Source organism: Ralstonia chuxiongensis, from assembly GCF_024158925.1.
GTDB classification, from domain to species: domain Bacteria; phylum Pseudomonadota; class Gammaproteobacteria; order Burkholderiales; family Burkholderiaceae; genus Ralstonia; species Ralstonia chuxiongensis.
The window spans coordinates 14,951-35,593 of the sequence record NZ_JAMYWC010000013.1 but is presented as its reverse complement, the minus strand read 5'-3'; the positions used below and the strand labels follow the sequence as shown (position 1 = coordinate 35,593).

21 protein-coding genes are annotated in these 20,643 nt (G+C 63.8%); 14 read left to right on the top strand and 7 right to left on the bottom strand.

Going from position 1 to position 20,643, the window contains the following annotated elements; genetic code table 11:
* Positions 1-17: 17 nt before the first annotated feature.
* The 6 genes from aroE to mpl all read right to left on the bottom strand — a co-directional run bounded on the left by aroE (position 18) and on the right by mpl (position 6,755).
* Positions 18-935 carry a shikimate dehydrogenase gene (aroE, locus tag NKG59_RS25820; protein WP_253543057.1) on the bottom strand — a complete coding sequence of 306 codons (918 nt, stop codon included), beginning with the start codon at positions 933-935 and terminating at the stop codon, positions 18-20.
* Between the two features lie 11 nt (positions 936-946).
* Positions 947-1,861, bottom strand: a complete 915-nt coding sequence (locus NKG59_RS25815) for an energy transducer TonB family protein (RefSeq protein WP_253543055.1) — start codon at positions 1,859-1,861, stop codon at positions 947-949.
* 52 nt (positions 1,862-1,913) lie between these two features.
* Complete coding sequence (locus tag NKG59_RS25810) at positions 1,914-4,010, bottom strand: ribonuclease catalytic domain-containing protein (RefSeq protein WP_253543053.1); 2,097 nt, start codon at positions 4,008-4,010, stop codon at positions 1,914-1,916.
* A gap of 153 nt (positions 4,011-4,163) precedes the next feature.
* Positions 4,164-4,742, bottom strand: coding sequence for a chorismate--pyruvate lyase family protein (locus tag NKG59_RS25805; RefSeq protein ID WP_253543052.1), 579 nt, complete (start codon positions 4,740-4,742; stop codon positions 4,164-4,166).
* On the bottom strand, positions 4,739-5,362 hold the full coding sequence (locus NKG59_RS25800; protein ID WP_253543050.1) for a YqiA/YcfP family alpha/beta fold hydrolase: 624 nt from the start codon (positions 5,360-5,362) through the stop codon (positions 4,739-4,741). The genes NKG59_RS25805 and NKG59_RS25800 overlap by 4 nt, the downstream gene beginning before the upstream one ends.
* A gap of 7 nt (positions 5,363-5,369) precedes the next feature.
* Positions 5,370-6,755, bottom strand: a complete 1,386-nt coding sequence (gene mpl, locus NKG59_RS25795; RefSeq protein WP_253543098.1) for a UDP-N-acetylmuramate:L-alanyl-gamma-D-glutamyl-meso-diaminopimelate ligase — start codon at positions 6,753-6,755, stop codon at positions 5,370-5,372.
* Between the two features lie 78 nt (positions 6,756-6,833).
* Between mpl and NKG59_RS25790 the strand changes: the two genes are divergently transcribed.
* From NKG59_RS25790 to NKG59_RS25745, 10 genes are all read left to right on the top strand, one after another.
* A complete protein-coding gene (locus NKG59_RS25790; RefSeq protein ID WP_253543049.1) occupies positions 6,834-7,508 on the top strand; it encodes a UDP-N-acetylmuramate--alanine ligase in 675 nt (224 codons plus the stop codon).
* A 64-nt stretch (positions 7,509-7,572) separates the two neighbouring features.
* Positions 7,573-8,097, top strand: a complete 525-nt coding sequence (locus NKG59_RS25785) for a TlpA family protein disulfide reductase (RefSeq protein ID WP_253543040.1) — start codon at positions 7,573-7,575, stop codon at positions 8,095-8,097.
* 183 nt (positions 8,098-8,280) lie between these two features.
* Entirely contained in the window at positions 8,281-8,748 is a 468-nt protein-coding gene (aroQ, locus tag NKG59_RS25780) for a type II 3-dehydroquinate dehydratase (protein ID WP_024979128.1), read from the top strand.
* A gap of 142 nt (positions 8,749-8,890) precedes the next feature.
* On the top strand, positions 8,891-9,358 hold the full coding sequence (accB, locus tag NKG59_RS25775; RefSeq protein WP_045204808.1) for an acetyl-CoA carboxylase biotin carboxyl carrier protein: 468 nt from the start codon (positions 8,891-8,893) through the stop codon (positions 9,356-9,358).
* Positions 9,359-9,488: 130 nt separating this feature from the next.
* A complete protein-coding gene (gene accC, locus NKG59_RS25770; RefSeq protein WP_045204807.1) occupies positions 9,489-10,856 on the top strand; it encodes an acetyl-CoA carboxylase biotin carboxylase subunit in 1,368 nt (455 codons plus the stop codon).
* On the top strand, positions 10,853-11,749 hold the full coding sequence (gene prmA, locus NKG59_RS25765) for a 50S ribosomal protein L11 methyltransferase (protein WP_024979131.1): 897 nt from the start codon (positions 10,853-10,855) through the stop codon (positions 11,747-11,749). Before accC ends, prmA begins: the two co-directional genes overlap by 4 nt.
* Positions 11,750-11,845: 96 nt before the next feature.
* Entirely contained in the window at positions 11,846-13,297 is a 1,452-nt protein-coding gene (locus tag NKG59_RS25760) for a DUF3426 domain-containing protein (protein ID WP_253543038.1), read from the top strand.
* 121 nt (positions 13,298-13,418) lie between these two features.
* Positions 13,419-13,919, top strand: a complete 501-nt coding sequence (gene tpx, locus NKG59_RS25755; protein WP_024979133.1) for a thiol peroxidase — start codon at positions 13,419-13,421, stop codon at positions 13,917-13,919.
* Positions 13,920-14,011: 92 nt separating this feature from the next.
* Entirely contained in the window at positions 14,012-14,947 is a 936-nt protein-coding gene (locus NKG59_RS25750; RefSeq protein WP_253543036.1) for a carbohydrate kinase family protein, read from the top strand.
* Positions 14,948-14,956: 9 nt separating this feature from the next.
* Positions 14,957-15,424 carry an outer membrane lipoprotein gene (locus tag NKG59_RS25745; protein WP_045204804.1) on the top strand — a complete coding sequence of 156 codons (468 nt, stop codon included), beginning with the start codon at positions 14,957-14,959 and terminating at the stop codon, positions 15,422-15,424.
* 252 nt (positions 15,425-15,676) lie between these two features.
* Here NKG59_RS25745 and NKG59_RS25740 read toward each other — a convergent pair whose 3' ends face one another.
* Positions 15,677-16,207, bottom strand: a complete 531-nt coding sequence (locus tag NKG59_RS25740; protein ID WP_253543034.1) for a histone H1-like DNA-binding protein — start codon at positions 16,205-16,207, stop codon at positions 15,677-15,679.
* Positions 16,208-17,199: 992 nt separating this feature from the next.
* Between NKG59_RS25740 and NKG59_RS25735 the strand changes: the two genes are divergently transcribed.
* The 4 genes from NKG59_RS25735 (at position 17,200) to NKG59_RS25720 (ending at position 20,496) form a co-directional block, all read left to right on the top strand.
* Positions 17,200-17,451, top strand: a complete 252-nt coding sequence (locus NKG59_RS25735; RefSeq protein ID WP_253543033.1) for a hypothetical protein — start codon at positions 17,200-17,202, stop codon at positions 17,449-17,451.
* A gap of 495 nt (positions 17,452-17,946) precedes the next feature.
* On the top strand, positions 17,947-18,726 hold the full coding sequence (locus NKG59_RS25730) for a collagen-like triple helix repeat-containing protein (protein ID WP_253543031.1): 780 nt from the start codon (positions 17,947-17,949) through the stop codon (positions 18,724-18,726).
* Between the two features lie 135 nt (positions 18,727-18,861).
* Positions 18,862-19,974, top strand: coding sequence for a collagen-like triple helix repeat-containing protein (locus tag NKG59_RS25725; protein WP_045204839.1), 1,113 nt, complete (start codon positions 18,862-18,864; stop codon positions 19,972-19,974).
* Positions 19,975-20,040: 66 nt separating this feature from the next.
* Complete coding sequence (locus tag NKG59_RS25720) at positions 20,041-20,496, top strand: DUF2147 domain-containing protein (protein WP_045204800.1); 456 nt, start codon at positions 20,041-20,043, stop codon at positions 20,494-20,496.
* The last annotated feature ends 147 nt before the right edge of the window (positions 20,497-20,643 follow it).

Sequence of the window (20,643 nt, the reverse complement as noted above, 5' to 3'; positions counted from 1 at the left end):
CGGGGCTTCGCTCCGGTTCAGCGTGGCGCACGCGCCGCGACGGCGGCTTCGCCCTGCAGCCCCTCGCGCATGGCGAGCAGCACCGGAGCGGTGTCCGGACGCACGTTGCGCCAGACGAAGAACGATTCCGCCGCCTGCTCCACCAGCATGCCCAAACCGTCCCATGCGCGGGCGCCGTTGCGCCGGGCGAACTCCATGAACACCGTCGGCCGCGGTCCGTACATCATGTCGTAGGCCAGTGCGTTGGGGCCAAACACCGTGGTCGGGATCGGCGGCACCTCGGCCTGCAGGCTGCTCGCCGTAGCGTTGATGATGACGTCGAAAACGTCGTCCGCAGCAAGCTCGTCATAGCCGCCGCCCACGAGTTCGACCTCGTGCAGCTTGGCCGAGACCTCGAAGCGCTCGACCAGCTTGTTGGCGCGATCCGCCGTGCGGTTGGCAATGAACACGCGCGCGGGCTTGTGCTCCAGCAGCGGCAGCAGCACGCCACGCGCCGCACCGCCTGCGCCCAGCAGCAGCACGCGTTCGCCTTCGAACGAATTCCCGATGTTGTGGGTGATGTCGTGCATCAGACCGACGCCGTCGGTGTTATCGCCGAAGATCTCTTCGCCATCGAACTTGAGCGTGTTGACCGCACCGGCCGATTCCGCCCGCAGCGACAGCGACGTCGACATGGCATACGCATCGAGCTTGAACGGCACGGTCACGTTGAGCCCGCGCCCGCCTTCGCGCACGAAGTTCATCACCGTTTCGTCGAACGCGATCAGTTCGGCGTAGATGCGGTCGTAGCGGATGAGCTGTCCCGTCTGCTGCGCAAACGCGGCATGGATGATGGGCGACTTGCTGTGCGAGATCGGGTTGCCGATCACGCCATAACGATCTGTGGGCGGGGCGCTCGCAGCTGCGAGGATGGCCTCTTGAAACGACGACGGCATGGACGACGAAATCAGCGGGTCTGCAGGTGGGTTTCCAGGCCTGCGCGGGTGAACTTGAACGTGGCAACCACATCCTGGATGTCGACGCGCTTGCGCATCTCGGCCGGGAAGGCGCCAAACGGAGAAGACGAACGCACGATGGCCACGGCCTGGCGATCCAGCGCGGGGTTGCCCGAGCTTTTTGCGATCTCGATGCCTTCGATCTTGTAGCCGTCCTGGTTGTAGCCGAGCTGGCCTTCGCGGTTGATGCTGATCACGACGATCAGTTCGCCGTACAGCGGGCGGCCGTTCTGGCTGGGAAAGTTGGCGGTGCCGCGCGCTTCGATCTTGCGGCGCACCGAATCGTAGTAGCGGGCGTAATCCACCTGACGCGCGCTAGCGGCCGTCAGCACATTGCGGCGCGGGCGCTTGGCGTAATTCTCGAGGTTGCGGTCGATCTCGGCCTGCAGGCGGGCGATTTCATCTTGCGTGGTGCGGTCGTCGGTGCCATTGGTGGGCGATGGCTGCGGACGCTCGCCGGGCTTGACCTGACGATCGTTAACCAGCGGTGCGCGGTCAGTCGATTGCGTGAGCAGGCGGCGCTGCTCTTGCTCAAGATATTCGACGCGGCGCTGCGTGAGCTTGATGGCATCGCCGGTCTGCTCGTTAGTGTCGGCAGGCAGCGGCGTGGTGGCGCGTTGTTGATCGTATTCGCCACCTCCGTTCAGGTTGACCTGGGCCACGGCCGTCGCCTTGGACGGCGCCGTCGACGACTTGGCATTCACCAGCACCACATCCAGGCCCGGATCTTCGCGCTTGATATCGAACGCTTCGGGGGCCACCACACGCACGAACAGCAGCAGAACATGCACGGCCAGCGACACCACCAATGCCTTGGTGAGCGTGCTGCTGCCGGACCAGTCCGGACGGTTTGCAAGGGCGGCCATGGGGCGATTCCTGGTCGATGCGCGAAGAATGAAGGTCAGACTGCGATTGTAGTTATGCAGCGCCAGGCGTTCCACCGCTCTCGCCGTCTTGCGGCGGCGGCGCCACAGCAGCGTCGGCTTCTGCGCGAGCCTCTTCCTCATCGGCCGCCGGTTGTGGTTCAGCCGGCACATCGGCTTCAGTCTCTGCCTCGGCCAGTTCTTCTTCGATGGCTTCGGCTTCAGCTTGTGCGTCCGCTGCGGGTGTAAGGATTTCGAACACGCGGCACGATACTTCCAGGCTGATCTCGTCGGTGTCCAGGATATCGAGCACGACATGCGTGCCGCGCGGCGTTTGCGCCAGTTCCGGCACCTTCGTCACCAGCGGAATGTCGGCGAAGCGCACGGCTCCTTCCTTGAGCACCACGGCTTGCATACGCGTGCGGTTTTCCTGCTTGAGCCAGCGCAGGCACCAGTAGCGCTCCATGGTCGACTGGTGGTCAGCGTAGGCAGCGTAGGTGGCTTCGAAGTCGGCCACAGCGGCCAGCAGGTCGGCATCTTTCGGCTTGAACGGCGCGATCAGCTTGGCCATCACGCCGTGCTGCGCCACCGCTGCGATCTGCCACTGGTTCACCAGATCGACATAGCGGCGCAGCGGCGAGGTGCTCCACGCGTACTGCGCCACGCCCAGGCCTTCGTGCGGCGCCGGATACGTCTGCATGCGCGTGCGGTGCATGCCCCACGCCTTCTGCGTGCGATAGATGCCCGGCACCCCGGCGTCGGCCAGCATGCGGCCCCACGTGCTGTTGGCCAGGATCATCAGCTCGGCAACGATCTTGTCTAGCGGCGAGCCTCGCTTGCGCTGTTCGATCCGCACGCGCTCGCCACCGCCTTCCGGTTCCGGAATCGCATCGATGTAGAACGAATAATCGCCCTTCTGCGCGCCCTCTGGCTTCAAGCCACTGGCGATGCGTGCCTGCTGGCGGCCGTCGTACAAGGCGCACACAAACGGCCACAGCACCGCCAGTTCGGCCTTGAACGGGTAGTCGCCCGAGCCATCGGCCAACGCGTCGGCGGTGATCACGTCGTCGAGCAGGTTGTGGCGCAGGTTGGCGGCCACGGTCACGGATTCGCAGCGCGTTTCGCTGGCGGTGACTGCCCAGGTGGCGCGGTCGACCGTCGCATACAGCGACAGCGCCGGGCACGCGCGCCCTTCCTGCAGCGTGTAGCGATCAACCACCGACTCCGGCAGCATCGTGATCTTGTCACCGGGGAAATACACAGTCGACAAACGCTGGCGTGCAATCACGTCCAACGGTTCGCCGCGCTGGATGCCAAAGCCCGGCGCGGCAATATGGATGCCGATGCGCACGGTGGCGTCATCAATCGGGGTCACGGAGATGGCGTCGTCGATTTCCGTGGTGGTCACGTCGTCGATCGAGAAGGCGCGCACGTCGGCGGCCGGCAGCTCCATCGCCGGTTCCGGCACGGTCACGTCAGGGAAGCCGGTGCCCTTGGGGAAGCATTCCGACAAAAAGCGCGCCTCGTGCAGCGCGCGGGCATTGGCGATGCCGCCCACCGCCACCATCAGGCGCATCGGCGACAGGCCCAGTGCCGTGCACGCCGCGTCGAGCGCCTTGTATTCGAGACTGTTCTTGTCGGGCTTGAACAACAGTTGCAGCGTCTTGCCGCGAAAGGCCTCGGGCAGGCGCATCGCCTTCAGCTCGGCCTCGTATTCGGCCTGCAGTGCGGCTTGCTGCTTCTTGCGCTCCAGGCCCGCGAGCGCGGCTTTCAGCTGATCTTCGGGTGCGCGCTGATAGCGGCCGCGGCCCTTGCGGCGGAAATAGATCGGCGAGCCATGCAGCGCGATGGCCAACGCGGCTTGCTGCGTGGCATTGGCGCCGGCGCCAAAATACTCCCCTGCCAGATCGGTAAAGCCGAATTCATCGGCCGAAGCGCATTCCCAGAGGAAATCCAGGTCGATCTCTGCCGACAGCGCCTGGGCGGCCTGCGACAACTCGCCGGCGGACGGCTGCGCGAATTGCAGCAACACGTCGCGCGACTTGACCTTGGTGCGCTTGGCGCTCGGCAACTCGACCTGATAGGCCTCGCCCTGTTGGGACAAGACGGTGCCCGCGCGGATCTCGCCGCCTTCTTCAAACAGCAACTGCATGGATTTGTATGGATTGCGGCACTCGCACGACCGAGCGCCGCTTTGAATGAGGTGGAATGGCCGCGCACCCTGACGTCACAACGTAATACGCGGCGATAAAAAGTTGGGGGCGATGATACCGCACTGGCTGGACGCCCGGCCCGCGAAATACGCCTACCGCGGCGGGTGGAAGTTGGCCAGCGCAGGCAGGAAAACCTCAGTCACGAGCATCGCGCTCGCTCCACGCCGGAACACCGATCTGCGGGCCGGCAACCGGGCGGTGCCGGCAACGGGCACGTCGCCTAGCGCCCCGTGCGCACGGCGCACCAGCGGGTGGCGCGCGTCCAGCAAGGCGAATTCGAAACCCCCGCGCTCGACACGTGGATCGGCAAACAGCGAGTGCCCCAGCGGCTGCGTCCCCAGTGCTTTCAGGAACGGCCAGTCAAGCGCCACGCTGCGCGGATGCACGATGGTGTGGGCATAGACCACCGGGATGTCGTCGCAGATCAGCAAAACCTCGCGGACCAACGTGTCAGCTGGGCCTGCCATGCCGAGGGAGCGCCACTCGTCACGCAGCGGCATCGCGCGGCGCTGGCCCAGCAATTGAACGCGGAAGCGCGATGACGCCGCACGAAGCCGCGCAGTCAGCGAGTCGGCGCCAACTGCCCAGCGTGCCCAATGCCGGTCATAGACGACAGCCGGAGGCAACGCGCTGCGCCAGAGGCTGCGCGGGTAAGACGGGGAATCGGTCATGCGGCGCTAAACGGATGCGCGGCCAACAGGTCGGCGGGAACGCCGCAGAAGACGAGCACTTCGTCCATGTACTGGGCGAAATCGCTGATGCCATGGTCGCCACCCTCAATGATGCGGGTGACCGCGCCAGGAAAGTGGCCCAGCATTTCGCGATAGTCGAGCACCTCATCCCCGGTCGCGGCCAGCAGGTAATAGCGCTCTGGTTGCGTGACGGCGGGCACAGCGAGCGCGCGCAGCTCATCAAGGTGATGCGTCTCAACACGAATCGTGCCGCCACCATGCCACAACGGCTGTTCGCCGACGTATTTGGCGAGATCCCGCTCTGGGCGGGTAGCGGGATTGAGCATTGCCGCGCGAAGCCCATGCCGCTCAGCCAGCCAAGTGGCGTAAAAACCACCCAGAGAGGAGCCGATAAGCACAGGCTTGATGCCGTCACGCGTACCCAACTCAGCGATCAGCGCCTCTGTTTCGGCCATCGCCTCGCTCGGTGATACAGGCAATGTCGGGCAAACGTATTGATCTGCCAGCCCCACGGAAGTCATCCGCCGGGCCAACAACTGCGCTTTGAACGAGCGCGGCGACGAACGGAATCCGTGCAGATAGACGATGGATGCCGGCATATACAGATCAGTTGGCGGTACCGACGCGTTCAGCCAAGGCGTTCAGCAGCTTCTGGTGTACGCCGCCGAACCCGCCGTTGCTCATGACAAGGACATGGTCGCCTGGGCGAGCGGCAGCAGTGACGTCTGCGACTAGAACGCCCAGATCAGAGAATGCCTTCGCGCGCTCCCCCAGCGGTGCCAACGCGCCAGCCAGATCCCAGCCGATTGCATCGCGGCCATCGGCAGCCCCGTAAGCGAAGACTTGATCTGCTCCAGACAAACTGTCCGGAAGCGCCTGTTTCATCACACCCAATTTCATGGTGTTTGAGCGTGGCTCCAACACCGCAAGGATGCGCCCCTTCCCTACGCGACGACGCAGGCCCTCGATCGTCGTACGAATGGCGGTCGGATGATGGGCAAAATCGTCGTAGACGGTCACGTCATTGACGGTGCCACGTACTTCCATACGGCGTTTCACATTTTCGAAACGAGCCAGGCTTTCAATGGCTTGCGCAGGCGGCACGCCGACGTGACGTGCGGCGGCAATCGCCGCCAGCGCATTCATGCGGTTGTGATCGCCCTGAAGTGCCCAGCGGACCCGACCCTGCGGTTGGCCGTTGAAAATCACGTCGAAGCTATCGTCTTCACCCAGGTTCGCGATTTCCCAACCGAGGACGTCTTCTGCGCCGAATTGCTCAACTTCCGACCAGCATCCGCGCTCAAGTACACGCTTCAGGCTATCTTCGCGACCATTGACGAGCAGGCGGCCTTGACCGGGCACGGTGCGCACCAGGTGGTGAAATTGGGTTTCGATTGCCGCAAGATCAGGAAAGATGTCGGCGTGATCGAATTCCAGGTTATTCAATATGGCCGTACGGGGGCGGTAATGGACGAACTTGCTGCGCTTGTCGAAGAAGGCCGTGTCGTACTCGTCGGCCTCGATGACGAAGAAGTCGGATTCCGTGAGCCGCGCCGACAGCCCAAAGTTGCGCGGCACACCGCCCACAAGGAACCCTGGGTTGTAGCCTGCGTCCTGCAGAATCCAGGCGAGCATCGACGTGGTGGTCGTTTTGCCATGCGTGCCTGCCACGGCAAGCACCCATTTCTGACGCAGTACGTTGTCGCCCAGCCATTGCGGGCCGGAAATGTAGGGCAGATTGCGATCCAGGATGGCTTCCATCAGCGGATTGCCACGGGAGATCACGTTGCCAATGATGTACAGATCGGCGCCGATGGACAGCTGTTCGAGGTCGAAACCCTCAATCAGCTCGATACCTTGCGCTTCGAGCTGGGTGCTCATCGGCGGGTAGACGTTGGCGTCGCAGCCGGTGACGCGGTGACCGGCCTGGCGGGCAATCAAGGCAATGCCGCCCATGAAGGTGCCGCAGATTCCAAGGATGTGGATATGCATGGGAGCCATCTCAACTTCGTTGCGCCGCATTGTACCTGCGGCTTCAGACCGGCCCCCGCGCTTCAGTAAAATAGAGCCATGTCCAAACGCCCCAGCCTCGACCCCGCCCGCGTGCGGGAAGAAATCGCCATCACCGCCGCTCGCATGATCGCGGAAGACGGCGCTGACTACGCTACAGCCAAGCGCAAGGCCGCGCGCCAGGTGCTCGGCACGGAATCCCGCGCGCCCGGCGAATGGCTGCCCGACAACGAACAGGTCGAAACGGAAGTCCGCGAATACCAGGCGCTGTTCCAGGCCGAGTCCCAACCGCGCGTGCTGGCGTTGCTGCGCCGCATCGCACTCCTGCTGATGGAAGGGCTGGCAGTCCATAACCCATACCTGGCGGGCGCAGTCTTCAACGGGACCGCCAGCGAGCACTCCGACATCCACCTGCAGGTCTTCTGCGACAGCCCGAAGGACGTGGCGATCTTCCTGCTCAACGCCGGCGTGGATTTCGACACAACAGAGAGCGCTCACTTCGCCGGCCGAGACGAGGTGGAAACGCTCAGCTTCCTATGGCGCGGCCAGTGGCCCGCGGGGGCCGAATCCCGGGAGCTTGCGCGCGAGCTGCGCGCTGAAACAGGCACGCCCGTCGGCGTCCATATCGCCCTATATGACATGAACGATGTGCGCGGCGCGCGACGCGCCGACGCCACCGGCAAAACCCAGCGCGGCGACGCGGCGGCAGTGCGTGCCCTACTGTCGCAGGGGTGATCGGCCGACAGGAGTACAATCCCGCACGCTCCGCCTCTGTATATATAGAGACCTCCGCAAAACCATGTCCCGCCGTACCGCACTGATTGCCCTGTTGATTGCCGGCCTGCTTGCCGCGGCGGCGGGCGTCTATTTTGGACATCGCGCCACTGAGCCCCAAACGCCGGCTGACAATGCCGTCGCCGCGTTCTACGGCAGCAAGCTTCCAGACGCCAATGGCGCGCCCCTGGATCTGGCAGCGTTTCGTGGCCAGCCGGTGGTGATCAATTTCTGGGCACCATGGTGCGGTCCTTGCGTGGAGGAAATGCCAGAACTGTCTGCGCTGGCACAGGAGCAAAAAGCCAAGGCAAAGTTCGTTGGCATCGGGATCGACTCGGCGTCCAATATCCAGACTTTTCTGGGTAAGGTACCCGTCACATACCCCATTGCCGTTGCGGGCTTTGGCGGCACGGAGCTGGGCCGCCAGTTCGGAAACGAAGTCGGGGGGCTTCCGTTCACTGTGATTCTCAACGCACAAGGCGAGATCATTTTCCGGAAGATGGGTCGTGTGCATGCTGACGAATTGCGTGAGGCCCTGCAGCGCACGTGAATGTACAAAAACGTCATATGACGTTCATGTGCACGCAACTCCCCTTCTTCTTCGGCAAATGCGTAGACAGCATGCCCAAGATCGGTGAAAACACCGATTTCTCGATAGTTTTTCAGCAAAAACTAGACAAAGCATTCTAAGTTGCTGTAAATTGCGCCCAACTTCGCTCAACCGGTCAAAACCGTGGCTGATAAACCCATCGCCAAAGCGCTTCGCAACGTGCTCGTACTGCACGGCCCGAACCTCAATTTACTGGGGACGCGCGAGCCGGAAGTCTATGGTGCAACCACTCTTGCTGACATCAACGCCGCCCTGGTCGAACGCGCCACGGCGCGCGGCGTGACGCTTGCTCACTTCCAGTCGAACCATGAAGGTGCGCTGGTGGACCGCATCCACGCTGCCAAAAGCGAAGGCATTGAATTCATCATCATCAATCCGGCCGCCTACACGCATACGAGCGTAGCTCTGCGCGACGCGCTGGCCGGCGTGGTGATCCCGTATATCGAAGTGCATCTGTCCAACGTGCATCGTCGTGAGCCGTTCCGCCACCATTCTTATCTGGCGGACCAGGCGGTGGGCGTGATTTGCGGATTGGGCTGGCGCGGCTATCTGGCGGCGCTGGACTTCGCAATAGACCAACACGGCGGCTGATCAGCCGTCTTCTTCCTTTTATTTCAACCACTTAACCAACGCAACGACGCCAGCGCCTGGAGCGCTTTTGACCGATGTGCGGCTGAAGAGCCATTCGCGCGCATCCACTGCCCCAGACCGCCGACGCTGCAGGAGAACGTTCATGGATTTGCGCAAGCTGAAAACGCTGATCGACCTGGTGGCCGAATCGGGCATTTCGGAACTCGAAGTGACCGAAGGCGAAGGCAAGGTCCGCATCGTCAAGTCGGCGCCGCAAGTGGTGGCCCCGATGCAATATGCGCCGATGCCGATGCAGGCAGCACCGGCTATGGGCGCACCCGCCGCAGTGGCTCCGGCCGCCGTTGGCGCTGAGGCCGCTGCCCCGGCCCTGCCGGCTGGCCACATCGTGACGTCGCCGATGGTCGGCACGTTCTATCGCTCGCCGTCGCCGGGCGCGGCCGAGTTCGTCAAGGTGGGCGACACCGTCAAGGAAGGTCAGACGATCTGCATCATCGAAGCGATGAAGCTGCTCAACGAGATCGAAGCGGACAAGGCCGGCGTTATCAAGGAAATCCTGATCGAGAACGGCCAGGCTGTGGAATACGGCCAACCGCTGTTCGTGATCGGCTGATCTTCCGGCATCCGACCCTCATCGTGCGGCGCGCAGCGTGCCGCATCCGAGCGCGAGCCGGCGCACAAGGGCTGCCTGAGCGCAGCCCAGCCACAGCGCCCTCGCCTCTCCTTTTTGTAGCGAGAACACGATGTTCGACAAGATCCTGATCGCGAATCGCGGCGAGATCGCTCTTCGCATCCAGCGCGCCTGCCGCGAACTCGGCATCAAGACCGTGGTGGTCTATTCCGAGGCGGACAAGGAAGCCAAATACGTCAAGCTGGCCGACGAAGCGGTGTGTATCGGCCCGGCACCGTCGCCGCTGTCGTACCTGAACATGCCGGCCATCATCTCGGCCGCCGAAGTTACCGACGCCCAGGCAATCCACCCTGGCTACGGCTTCCTGTCGGAGAACGCCGACTTTGCCGAGCGCGTGGAGCAATCCGGCTTCACCTTCATCGGCCCGACGCCTGAATCGATCCGCCTGATGGGCGACAAGGTCTCGGCCAAGCAAGCGATGATCAAGTCCGGCGTGCCGTGCGTGCCGGGCTCGGAAGGCGCCCTCTCGGAAGACCCGAAGGAAATTCTGGCAACGGCCAAGAAGGTTGGCTATCCGGTGATCATCAAGGCGGCTGGTGGCGGCGGTGGCCGTGGCATGCGCGTGGTCCACACCGAGGCTGCGCTGATCAACGCCGTCAACATGACGCGCGAAGAAGCCGGCCGTGCCTTCGGCAATCCGGAAGTCTATATGGAGAAGTTCCTGGAGCATCCGCGCCACGTGGAGATCCAGATCCTGGCCGACCAGCACCGCAACGCCGTCTGGCTGGGCGAGCGTGATTGCTCCATGCAGCGCCGCCACCAGAAGGTGATCGAAGAAGCGCCGGCACCGCACATTCCGCGCCGCCTGATCGAGCGCATTGGTGACCGCTGCGCCGAGGCCTGCAAGAAGATCGGCTACCGTGGCGCCGGTACGTTCGAATTCCTGTACGAAAATGGCGAGTTCTACTTCATCGAAATGAACACGCGCGTGCAGGTCGAACATCCGGTCACGGAAATGATCACGGGCGTCGACATCGTGCAGGAGCAGATCCGTGTGGCGGCCGGCGAAAAGCTGCGCTTCCGCCAGAAGGACATCGTGCTCAAGGGCCACGCCATCGAGTGCCGCATCAACGCAGAAGATCCGTTCAAGTTCACGCCGTCGCCGGGTCGCATCACGTCTTGGCACGTGCCGGGCGGTCCGGGCGTCCGCGTGGACTCGCATGCTTACAACGGTTACTTCGTGCCGCCTAACTACGACTCGATGATCGGCAAGGTCATCACGTACGGCGCTACACGCGAGCAGGCCATCGCCCGCATGCGTATCGCCCTGTCGGAAATGGTGGTGGAAGGCATCCAGACCAACGTGCCGCTGCACCGCGACCTGATGCTCGACGCCAACTTCGTTGAAGGCGGCACCGACATTCACTACTTGGAGCACCGTCTGGCGCAACAGGAAGTGGCCAAGGGTGGCGGCAAGTGACGTACCGCGAATGCGTGCTCGAAGTGGCGCGAGACGACGCCGAAGCGTTGTCCGAAGCCCTATTTGATCTCGGCGCGCTGTCGGTCTCGGTGGAAGACGCCGATGCCGACACGCCCGAAGAGCAGCCGCTCTTTGGCGAGCCCGGCCACGAGCCGACACGCCTGGCGTGGAACCGCTCGCGCGTGGTTGCGCTGCTCGCTGACGATGCCGACCCGGCACTGCTGGTGGCGGCCGCGGCCAACGAGATCAATCTGACGCCGCTGCCTGCGTACACCGTGCGCGAAGTCGAAGAGCAGGACTGGGTTCGCGTCACGCAATCGCAGTTCGAGCCCATTCATATTGGTGAGCACATCTGGGTCGTGCCGTCGTGGCACGACGCACCGGAGCCCGACGCCGTGGTGCTCGAGCTCGACCCGGGCCTCGCCTTCGGCACGGGCAGCCACCCGACCACGCGCCTGTGCATGGAATGGCTGGAGCAGCACGTGCAACCCGGCGAACGCACGCTCGACTACGGCTGCGGATCGGGCATCCTGGCCATCGTCGCCAAGAAGCTCGGCGCCGGTGAAACCGTCGGTGTCGATATCGATCCGAACGCGGTGGAAGCCTCGCGCTACAACGCCGAGCGCAACCACGTCGAAGCCACCTTCGCCCTGCCCGACGATGCACCGGAAGGCACGTTCGATCTGGTCGTCGCCAACATTCTGTCGAACCCGCTGAAGCTGATGGCTGCCATGCTGTGCGCACGCGTGCGCCCGGGCGGCCGGCTGATTCTGTCTGGCGTGCTCGAGCGCCAAGCCGAAGAAGTGGCCGCCGCGTATGCCTCGGTCATTCCGCTCACCGTTTGGCGTGCACGTGACGGCTGGGTCTGCCTGCACGGTGTGAAGCCCGCGTAATTTCACTGCATTGCGCGCCAGTGTCGCCGGCAAAGGTCGACGCTGGCGCCACTGTCTGCAATACTCGCGCGGTCGGCTTTTTTCTCCTCGTTCCGCATGGCAACTGCGCCACAAGCTACGCCACGTTTGGCCGCCCGCTGCCCCAACTGCCAAACCGCATTCCGCGTTGTCGCCGATCAGCTTCGGCTGCGCGGCGGGCTCGTCCGTTGCGGCCGCTGCAATCACGTCTTCGACGGCCGCGATCATCTGATCGAGCTTGGCGCGGCGCCCACGCCTGCGGCGCCCACCGCCGAAGCACCGCAGCCACAGCAATCGCCAGAACGCGCCGCTCGCATAGCGCCGCTCTCAACGCCCGCCACCCCTGAACCGGAAACGCCCGCGGCGCCACCTGCCGCAGAGGACGATCACGGCTTCGGCATGACGCTGATCTGGGAAGAAGACGTTCCGGAAGAAAGCGTCGCGGAAGTGCATCTGGGGGAAGTGGAAGGCGCAACACCCGTGCCCGACGTGCAATCGACCGCGCCGGACACGCGCCCGCTACCGGCCGAGGCGCCGATCGAGCACGCTGCCGAGTCTGCCGCCGAGCCCGCGCAGCAGGCAGCGCAACCCGAACCGCCTGCCGCGTCCGTCGCTCCCGCCGCCCCCGCCGATCCGTTCCACGGCCTGCCGCCCATCCGCGACCTTGATGACGAGGAAGACGCATTCGCCGCCGCCGTGCCCAAGCAGCCGTCGGCAGACCTGCCGGTAGAGCCGGCCATCGCGCCCACGGCGGCTCCGGTGGTGACCGCGTCTGCGCCGGCAGCTGTCGCACCCCTGAAGCCCGAGGCCGAGAAGCACGATTCGGTCTGGATGCGCCACGAAACCGATCCGCACACGCTTTTTGCGCCGGTGCCACGCCGCCATGGTCACGCACGTCGCACGCAAGCCGAGCTGACCAGTCCGACCCCGCAGCGCACGCTAACTGGCGCTCCGCGCAAGGTGCGTGGCCCGAATCATGGTGTCTCTGCCGCGACGCTGGATTTTTTGCGTGCCGCACAGGCCCGCGAGCAGGCACGCAAAACGACCGGACGCCGTGCCCTCGCGCGCATCGCGATCGGCTTGCTGACGGTGTTGGCGGTGGCGCAGATGCTCTTCCTCGCGCGCGCCGAGATCGCGCGCCGTGTGCCCTCCACGCGCCCGATGCTGGAAGCCCTGTGCCAGCCACTGCGCTGCACGATCGCGCCGCCGCGTGATCTCGATGCATTGCAGATCGAATCGTCGCAACTGCAGCGGCAAGAAGGCGATGCATCCGATCAGTACGTGCTGACGGCTACGTTGCGCAACCGCGCCGGCGGCCCCATCGCGCTGCCGGCCATCGAGCTGATCACGACCGACCTGCAAGACCAACTGCTCTCGCGCCGTGCGCTGCTACCTGCCGACTACCTGAACCCGAGCGACAGTGCATACGGCAAGTCAGGGCTGCCCGCCCGCGCCGAACTACCGATTCGGGTACGATTCCAGTCCCAGCGCCCGACGGCCAATTACCGGGTCCTGATTTTTTACCCCTGAATCTTCACCCCTGGCTTAGAGCCGCTAACAAGACCCTGCCGGCCAAGCGTGCCGACGCAGATGCCAGGAGGGTCCTGTTAGCGGCTTTTCCCCAACACGTATCAAAGGAAGGAGTAACACCATGGCAAACGTGACCCTTGGCGGCAACCCGATCGAAGTCGGCGGCCAATTCCCGACCGCAGGCTCGAAAGCCCCGGCATTCACGCTGGTCGGCGCAGACCTGAAAGACGTCTCGCTCGCTGACTTCGCCGGCAAGCGCAAGGTTCTGAACATCGTGCCGAGCCTGGACACCCCGGTGTGCGCCACCTCGACGCGCAAGTTCAACGAAGCCGCTGCCAAGCTGGATAACACCGTCGTGCTCTCCATCTCTGCTGACCTGCCGTTCGCGGCCGGCCGCTTCTGCACCACCGAAGGCATCGCGAATGTGAAGCCGCTGTCGACCTTCCGCGACAAGGGTTTCAAGCAAGCCTACGGCGTCGATATCACGTCGGGCCCGCTGGCTGGCGTGACCGCGCGTGCCGTGGTTGTGCTCGACGCCAACGACAACGTCCTGTACTCGCAACTCGTGCCCGAAATCAAGGACGAGCCGAACTACGACGCCGCCCTGGCTGCGCTGAAGTAAGCTGAACTGATTGCATCGAGACCGGCTTCCGGTCTCTCGTTCATCACACGGCCGTCCACTGGGCGGCCGTGTCATATCTGGAGTGCTTCAATATGGCCAGCGTGATCTGCGGCTCGGTTGCCTACGACACCATCATGACGTTCGACGGACACTTCCGTGAACACATCCTGCCCGACAAGATCCACATCCTGAACGTTTCCTTTCTGGTGCCGACCATGCGCCGGGAGTTCGGTGGCTGCGCAGGCAACATCGCCTTCACGCTGAAAATGCTCGGCGGCGAACCCATCATCATGGGCACGGTCGGCCAGGATGCGGGCCCGTATCTGGACTATCTGCAGAAGCTCGGTATCTCGACAACGCATGTCACGGAGGTGCCGGACACGTTCACCGCGCAAGCGATGATCACGACCGACCGAGACAACAACCAGATCACCGCGTTTCACCCAGGCGCGATGAGCCATTCGAGCATCAATTCGGTCAAGAATGCGCTGCCGGCCAGGCTCGGCCTCGTTGGCCCCGACAGCCGCGAAGGCATGCTGCACCACGCGACGCAATTTGCCGAATCCGGCGTGCCTTTTATCTTTGATCTGGGCCAGGCAATGCCGCTGTTTGACGGCGCCGACCTCCGCCACTTCGTTGAACTCGCCAGCTACGTGGTGGTCAATGACTACGAAGCGCAGGTCATGCTGTCACGCACGGGCTACAGTGCGGCAGAACTTGCGCAGCGCGTCGAGGCTTACATCGTCACGCGCGGGGAAGAAGGGGCGGAGATTTACGCCGGCGGCAAGCAGTACACTATTCCGGTCGTGCCGGCCGAACGCGTGGTCGACCCGACCGGCTGCGGCGACGCGTTCCGCGGCGGCCTGCTTTACGGCATCGAGAACGGCCTGGACTGGGACACCACCGGCCGCCTCGCCAGCCTGATGGGCTCACTCAAGATCGCTTGCCAAGGCCCGCAGAATCACGGCCTGCCCGTCGACGAGATTGCCCGGCGCTTTGAATCCGCTTTCGGGTACCGGTATCAATAAGGAATCAACATGAAACCCATCTATCGCATCGGCGCCGCGACTCTGCTGGTCGCCGCCCTTGGCCTGCAAGGCTGCGCCATGGGCACCAACTCCAACAGCGCTTACACCTCGGTGCAAGCGCAGCGCGAGCAGACCGTGCGCTTCGGTACGGTGGATTCCGTGCGCAATGTCGTGATCGACCGTGAACAGACCGGCGTTGGCACCATTGCCGGCGGCGCGATCGGCGGCATCGGTTCGGCAGCAGCCATCGGGCGCGGCAACGGCTCGGTGGCGGCGGGTGTGCTCGGTGCGATTCTCGGTGGCGTTGCAGGCAGCGCGCTCGAGGGTCAGATGAACAAGCGTCCGGGTCTGGAAATCACGGTCAAGCTCGACAACGGCGAGTACCGCGCCATCACGCAGGACGCGGACGAGGCCTTCCGCCCTGGAGAGCGCGTGCGTCTGCTCTCATCGGGTGGCGTGACACGCGTAACGCACTGATCGACGACGCTCGGCCGATAGGCCGAGGGGTTGATTGGAAACACCGCACCGGCATCGCGCCGGTGCGGTTTTTTTATGCCCGCGAGAAACGTATGCGCGACGCTCGGGCAAGAAAAAGCCCGCCGGGGCGTGAGCCGATCGGCGGGCGGTGCAAGACACTGAGGTCTTGCGGACCGGATACGCAGTATCCGATCAGGTGGGCGCGACCTGCGCGCCGCTGTGGTCCCGGAGGATCACCGTCGTAAGAATGACTTACGGACGGTTGCCGGTCGGGAACGGCCATGCCGCAGCCGGGTTCAGCGCGGTCTTGGCAGCAGGTGCAGCAGGTGCAGCGGCCGGAGCAGCAGCGGGCTTGGCGACAGCCTTCTTCGCGGGGGCCTTCTTCGCAGCAGGCTTGGCAGCAGCCTTCTTCGCAGCCGGGGCCTTTTTGGCGGCAGCCTTCTTCGCAGCAGGCTTAGCAGCAGCCTTCTTCGCAGCCGGAGCCTTCTTGGCTGCAACCTTCTTCACAGCAGCTTTCTTGGCAGGTGCCTTCTTGGCTGCAACCTTCTTCACAGCAGCTTTCTTGGCAGGTGCCTTCTTGGCTGCAACCTTCTTCACTGCGGCCTTCTTGGCAGGTGCCTTCTTGGCAGCGACCTTCTTAGCTGCGACCTTCTTGGCCGGAGCCTTCTTAGCGGCCGGAGCAGCCTTCTTTGCAGCAGCCTTCTTGGCGGCCGGAGCCTTCTTCACAGCGGCCTTCTTGGCCGGGGCCTTGGCGGCCGGTTTCTTCTTAGCAGCAGTTGCCATGGGAAACTCCTTCAAGATTGGGTATCGAACTATCGAGATTGAGCAACCCGACCGGCCCGATCCCACGATGCATTGGCACCGCCAGACCAACCGAGCGAGCGATTCATCGGCGCACCACCCAACGGCAGTCGCACGCTAATGAATTCGGTAGGAAGATCTGCGACTTGCGCGGCGGAAACACGCAGCAAGTTACACGCCTCGGCTGCGCACACAGGCGTAACCGCAGTCGGCCAGACAGATTGCATCCGGCGAGTCTTCATCAATTGAGAGGACCGGGGCATCGTGGCCACACCGGTCGAAATCTGATCTTGCGCGAATCGCTGCGTGGACCGCAAAGCCGCGTGCAGCGTGACTTTACAGACAGCGAGAAACTGGAGAGCGCGCGTTTTCTTTTGGGGGTAGTACGCCCATCCCGACGGGGGGATCGCAGAGACGGCACCGAGTTCGAACAGCCTTGTCGGCGTGGCGTGCATCAAAGTGGTTACGCTCCTCGACTACCTTTCACTTGCCGCTTGGAACTTCATCGTCGTTGATCGCGCGAAGCTTCCTTGCATCGAAGTCAACGTCTTGTCAAGGCGAATCATAATTCGTTTGCGCGGTGATGTTAAGAGATTTATGCAAAAAGCGCGGTGAGTTTTGGTGAAGGATTGCGCTGCGTCTGTGCGTCGCTGCGATTCGAATCGCGCATGCACGCAGATCGATCTCGCGAAGGCGCATTTTCTTGCGTCATGACATCACGTTACGGCGTTGCTCCACGTTGACACACGCGTCCCGCAAACCCAGTGGTCATGCCGGTTTACAGCAACACGCGATGTTGTGCGCGTGTGCATCGTGAACACACGCACGCGCCTCGCGCGCATTCGCCATCGTCGTGCTCACCGACGTGCGAGCAGCGCGATGCGTGTCGAAAAAAACGATGCGTAGATGCGACAACGCGCGCGAATTTTTCGCGCTCAACACGTCGATACGCACGCAATCGATGCGCTCGACACATGCGCATCGACATGTTGAACGTGTCGATGACGCTGCTGACACGCATCTCGAACACCGTCGATGCGCACCGCGCGAAGTCGATGCGATTGCGATGGTCAACAGCGTGCATGCAGGTACCGCAAGTCGCGTGCCGCGCATCCGATGCGCGACGTGTTAGCGAGAGAGTCGACGCATCGATGCATGCGCGCGCGAATCGCATCGACGCGCGCGATGTTGGTGTCGATGCATGCGACACCGCCCCCCGGGCGTGACGATGCCGAACTGCGGGTGAGCACGACCGTGCGATCGCGACATGCGCTGTGCGAAACGGATCACCAATCGCGGGAAAACCCTGCTCAGCAACCGCTGAAAACTTCACGCAACCGCGTTTGAAACGAGGCTGTTTTACGACGATAGAAGGATTGTTCTACGGCGATCCACAGGCCATTTTTGCTGCGGCTTTTCTGCCCAAAGATTGGCTTCCAGTGTCGTTTTATTCGGAATCAAGTTCGTGAATTGCTGCAACCGCATATCTGGGTGTCAGGTTGACGCTGATTGTCATGCCATTCGGTTTCACTTCACGATCCGCTCACCACATGAGCACGGCATCGATCGCGCGGTGTGGCACGGACCTGCGCGTGGCCCGTGACAAGACAGGGAGGTCGTCGCCAACCCCACAGCCTGGCGACGACAAACCCGACGAGCAAAGAGCGCAAGACAGAAGGGGTCCAACACAAGCGTTCTGTTCTGAGTAGTGGAGGCACAAGATGCGCGATCTAGCGTTCTTGTCGAAATCGAATCCGCCGAAGCGCGGAGTGTTCCTGCAGTGCGTGCTGGCGACGGCATCGCTCGCCATGCTGGCGGGCTGCGCGAATTCGGGCAGCGGCGACATGGGTACGTCGCTTGGCGGCGGCAGCAATTCGCAATCCAAGCCGGCGATCGCGGCATCGAGCTCGCCCACGTGGTCGAACGACAACGGCAGCAATGCAACGGGTGGCACCGGCTCGACCGGCAGCACGCCCATCGCGACGCTGACCGGCCCTGTCGAGCAGGTGACGACCACCACCATCACCGCCATCGTGCCGCTCACCAGCACGCTGACCTCGACCACACAAACGCTGGGCGCGGCGACGGGCCTTGGTGCGCCGGTGAGCAACGTGCTGGCGACGCTGGGCGGCGCGCTTGGCGGCGCGGGCAGCACGATCACGACGGCCGGCAAGGGTGATGCGCTGGTGTCGACGTTGGGCAGCACGGTCGGTGCGCTCGGTTCGATCACCACCGGGTTGTCGACGATGGTCTCGCCGGCGGCGCCGTCTGCCGCGGGTGGTGCGCCGGGTAGTGCGCTGACCGGTGCGCTCGGTGGTGCGCTGGCGCCGGTCACGACGGCAGTCGGTTCGCTGACGGCGGGGCTGCCTGGTGTCGGTGCGCTTGGTTCCGTTGGCGTAGTCGGCGGTGGTGGTACCGGCGGATTGGGCAGCGTCGGCACAACGGTGGGCGGGTTGGTTGGCGGTGTGCTGTCGGGTGTGACATCCGGCGTGCATCACTAGCCACTGCTCTGTAGAACTTTCTTTGCATTCGACAGCAAACGCAGGCGGATGCTACCCGCTGGACGCCAGATGCGCGTTCTTCTGACCCGGCGGTGACACGCGGTACGGGCCGCGCTTACAAGGAGACTCACCATGATGAAAATTCAGAACCCGCTCCACACTTCTTCTTCCGCTTCGTTGTCCGCCGCTTCGGCGTCGCGCACCCTGCTGGCAGCAGCTGCAGTAGCCGTGCTAACGCTGGCCGGTTGCGCTTCGGGCGGCAACCCGAACGGTGATACGACACCCTCATCGTCGGCCAACAACGATCCAGGCGCTGTGCCGGTCGGCAACGTCGCCGGTGGCGGCGGCAACGTCGTCACGCAGACGGGCAAGACCGTCAGCGACCTTGGCACGACGATCGGTACGGCGTCGGTGCCCGTCATCGGCGGCACGGCGGCGCAGAAGGATCTTGGCGCGACGGTCACGTCCGCCGGCAATACGGTCCAAACATTGGGCGGCGGCATCAACAACGGGCTCGGCAAGATCGGCTCGACGCCCGACCCGGTCGGAACCACGGTGCAGAGCTCGGGTGACGTGATCCGCTCCGCCGGGGTGACGGTGGGCAACGCGGGCCAGACCGTCTCGGATCTGGGTGCCGCTGGTAGCCCGCTGGCGCCGTTGAATCCGGTGACGTCGCCGGTGGGCAGCGGTGTGTCTGCGCTGGGTCAGGTGATGCAGGGTGCTGGCGGGCTCGTCACGATTGGCACGTCGAGCGGCCCCGTCCAGCAGATCACGCAGCAGACCAGCAACGCGATCGTGCCGCTGTCGTCGCAGGTGGTGAAGGGCACGCAGACGGTCGGCAGCACGACCATGCTCGGTGGCCCGCTGGCCGGTGCACTCAACACGGTTGGCGGCGGCCTGCAGAGCGCGGGGGCGCAAGTCGGCGCGGCCGGCGGCAACCCACTCACGGCAGACGTTGGCGGTGTGGTCGGCGCCGTCGGCGGCACGGTGGCCAGCACCGGGGGCCTGGTCAATGGCGGTAGCGGCGGCTCGGCGAATCCGCTGGCGCCGATCACGGGCGCGCTCGGTGGCGGCCTCGGCGGCGGAAGCAATCCGCTGGCACCGGTAACGAGCGCACTGAGCGGCGCAGCCGGCAGCGGCAACCCGCTCGCTCCGATCACGAATGCGCTGGGTGGCGTCACGAACGCCGCCGGCACCTCTGGCAGCAATCCGCTGTCACCCCTGACCGGTGCGTTGAGCGCGCATTGATCCCTGCGCCGACATCATCGATCAGCCCTCACCGATTTTTTTGACTGACAACAAGGAGACTCCACAATGAAACATACCCCCCACGCTCTCGCGCGCCTGGCTGGCGCACTGGCACTCGCACTGGCCGCCGGCAGCGCTTTCGCGCAAGTCAGCCCCGCCGGCATCTGGAAGACCATCGATGACAACACAGGCAAACAGAAAGGCGAAGTGACGATCATCGATAACGGCGGCACGTTCTCGGGCAAGGTCAGCAAGATCCTGGTACCCGGCGACGAGAACAAGACCTGCACCAAGTGCACGGACGACCGCAAAGACCAGCCGATCAAGGGCCTGACGATCCTCACGGGTCTGAAGGCGGACGGCAACAACAACTGGGATGGCGGTCAGATCCTGGACCCGGAAAACGGCAAGGTCTACAGCGCCAAGATGTCGCTGTCGGAAGACGGTCAGAAACTGAATGTGCGCGGCTTCCTGGGCATCAGCCTGCTGGGCCGCACGCAAACGTGGGTTCGCGAGCAATGATCGCCAGCTGATAGCAAAACCTAGCGAAACATCCCAACGCGCGGCGGCGCCCCCTCCTTGTGGGTGGGTGCCGTCTCTTCGGGCGCCGGTGCAAGCCGGCGCCTTCTTTTTGTGGAAATCCGCACACTGCGCGCACGGTGTCTCCAT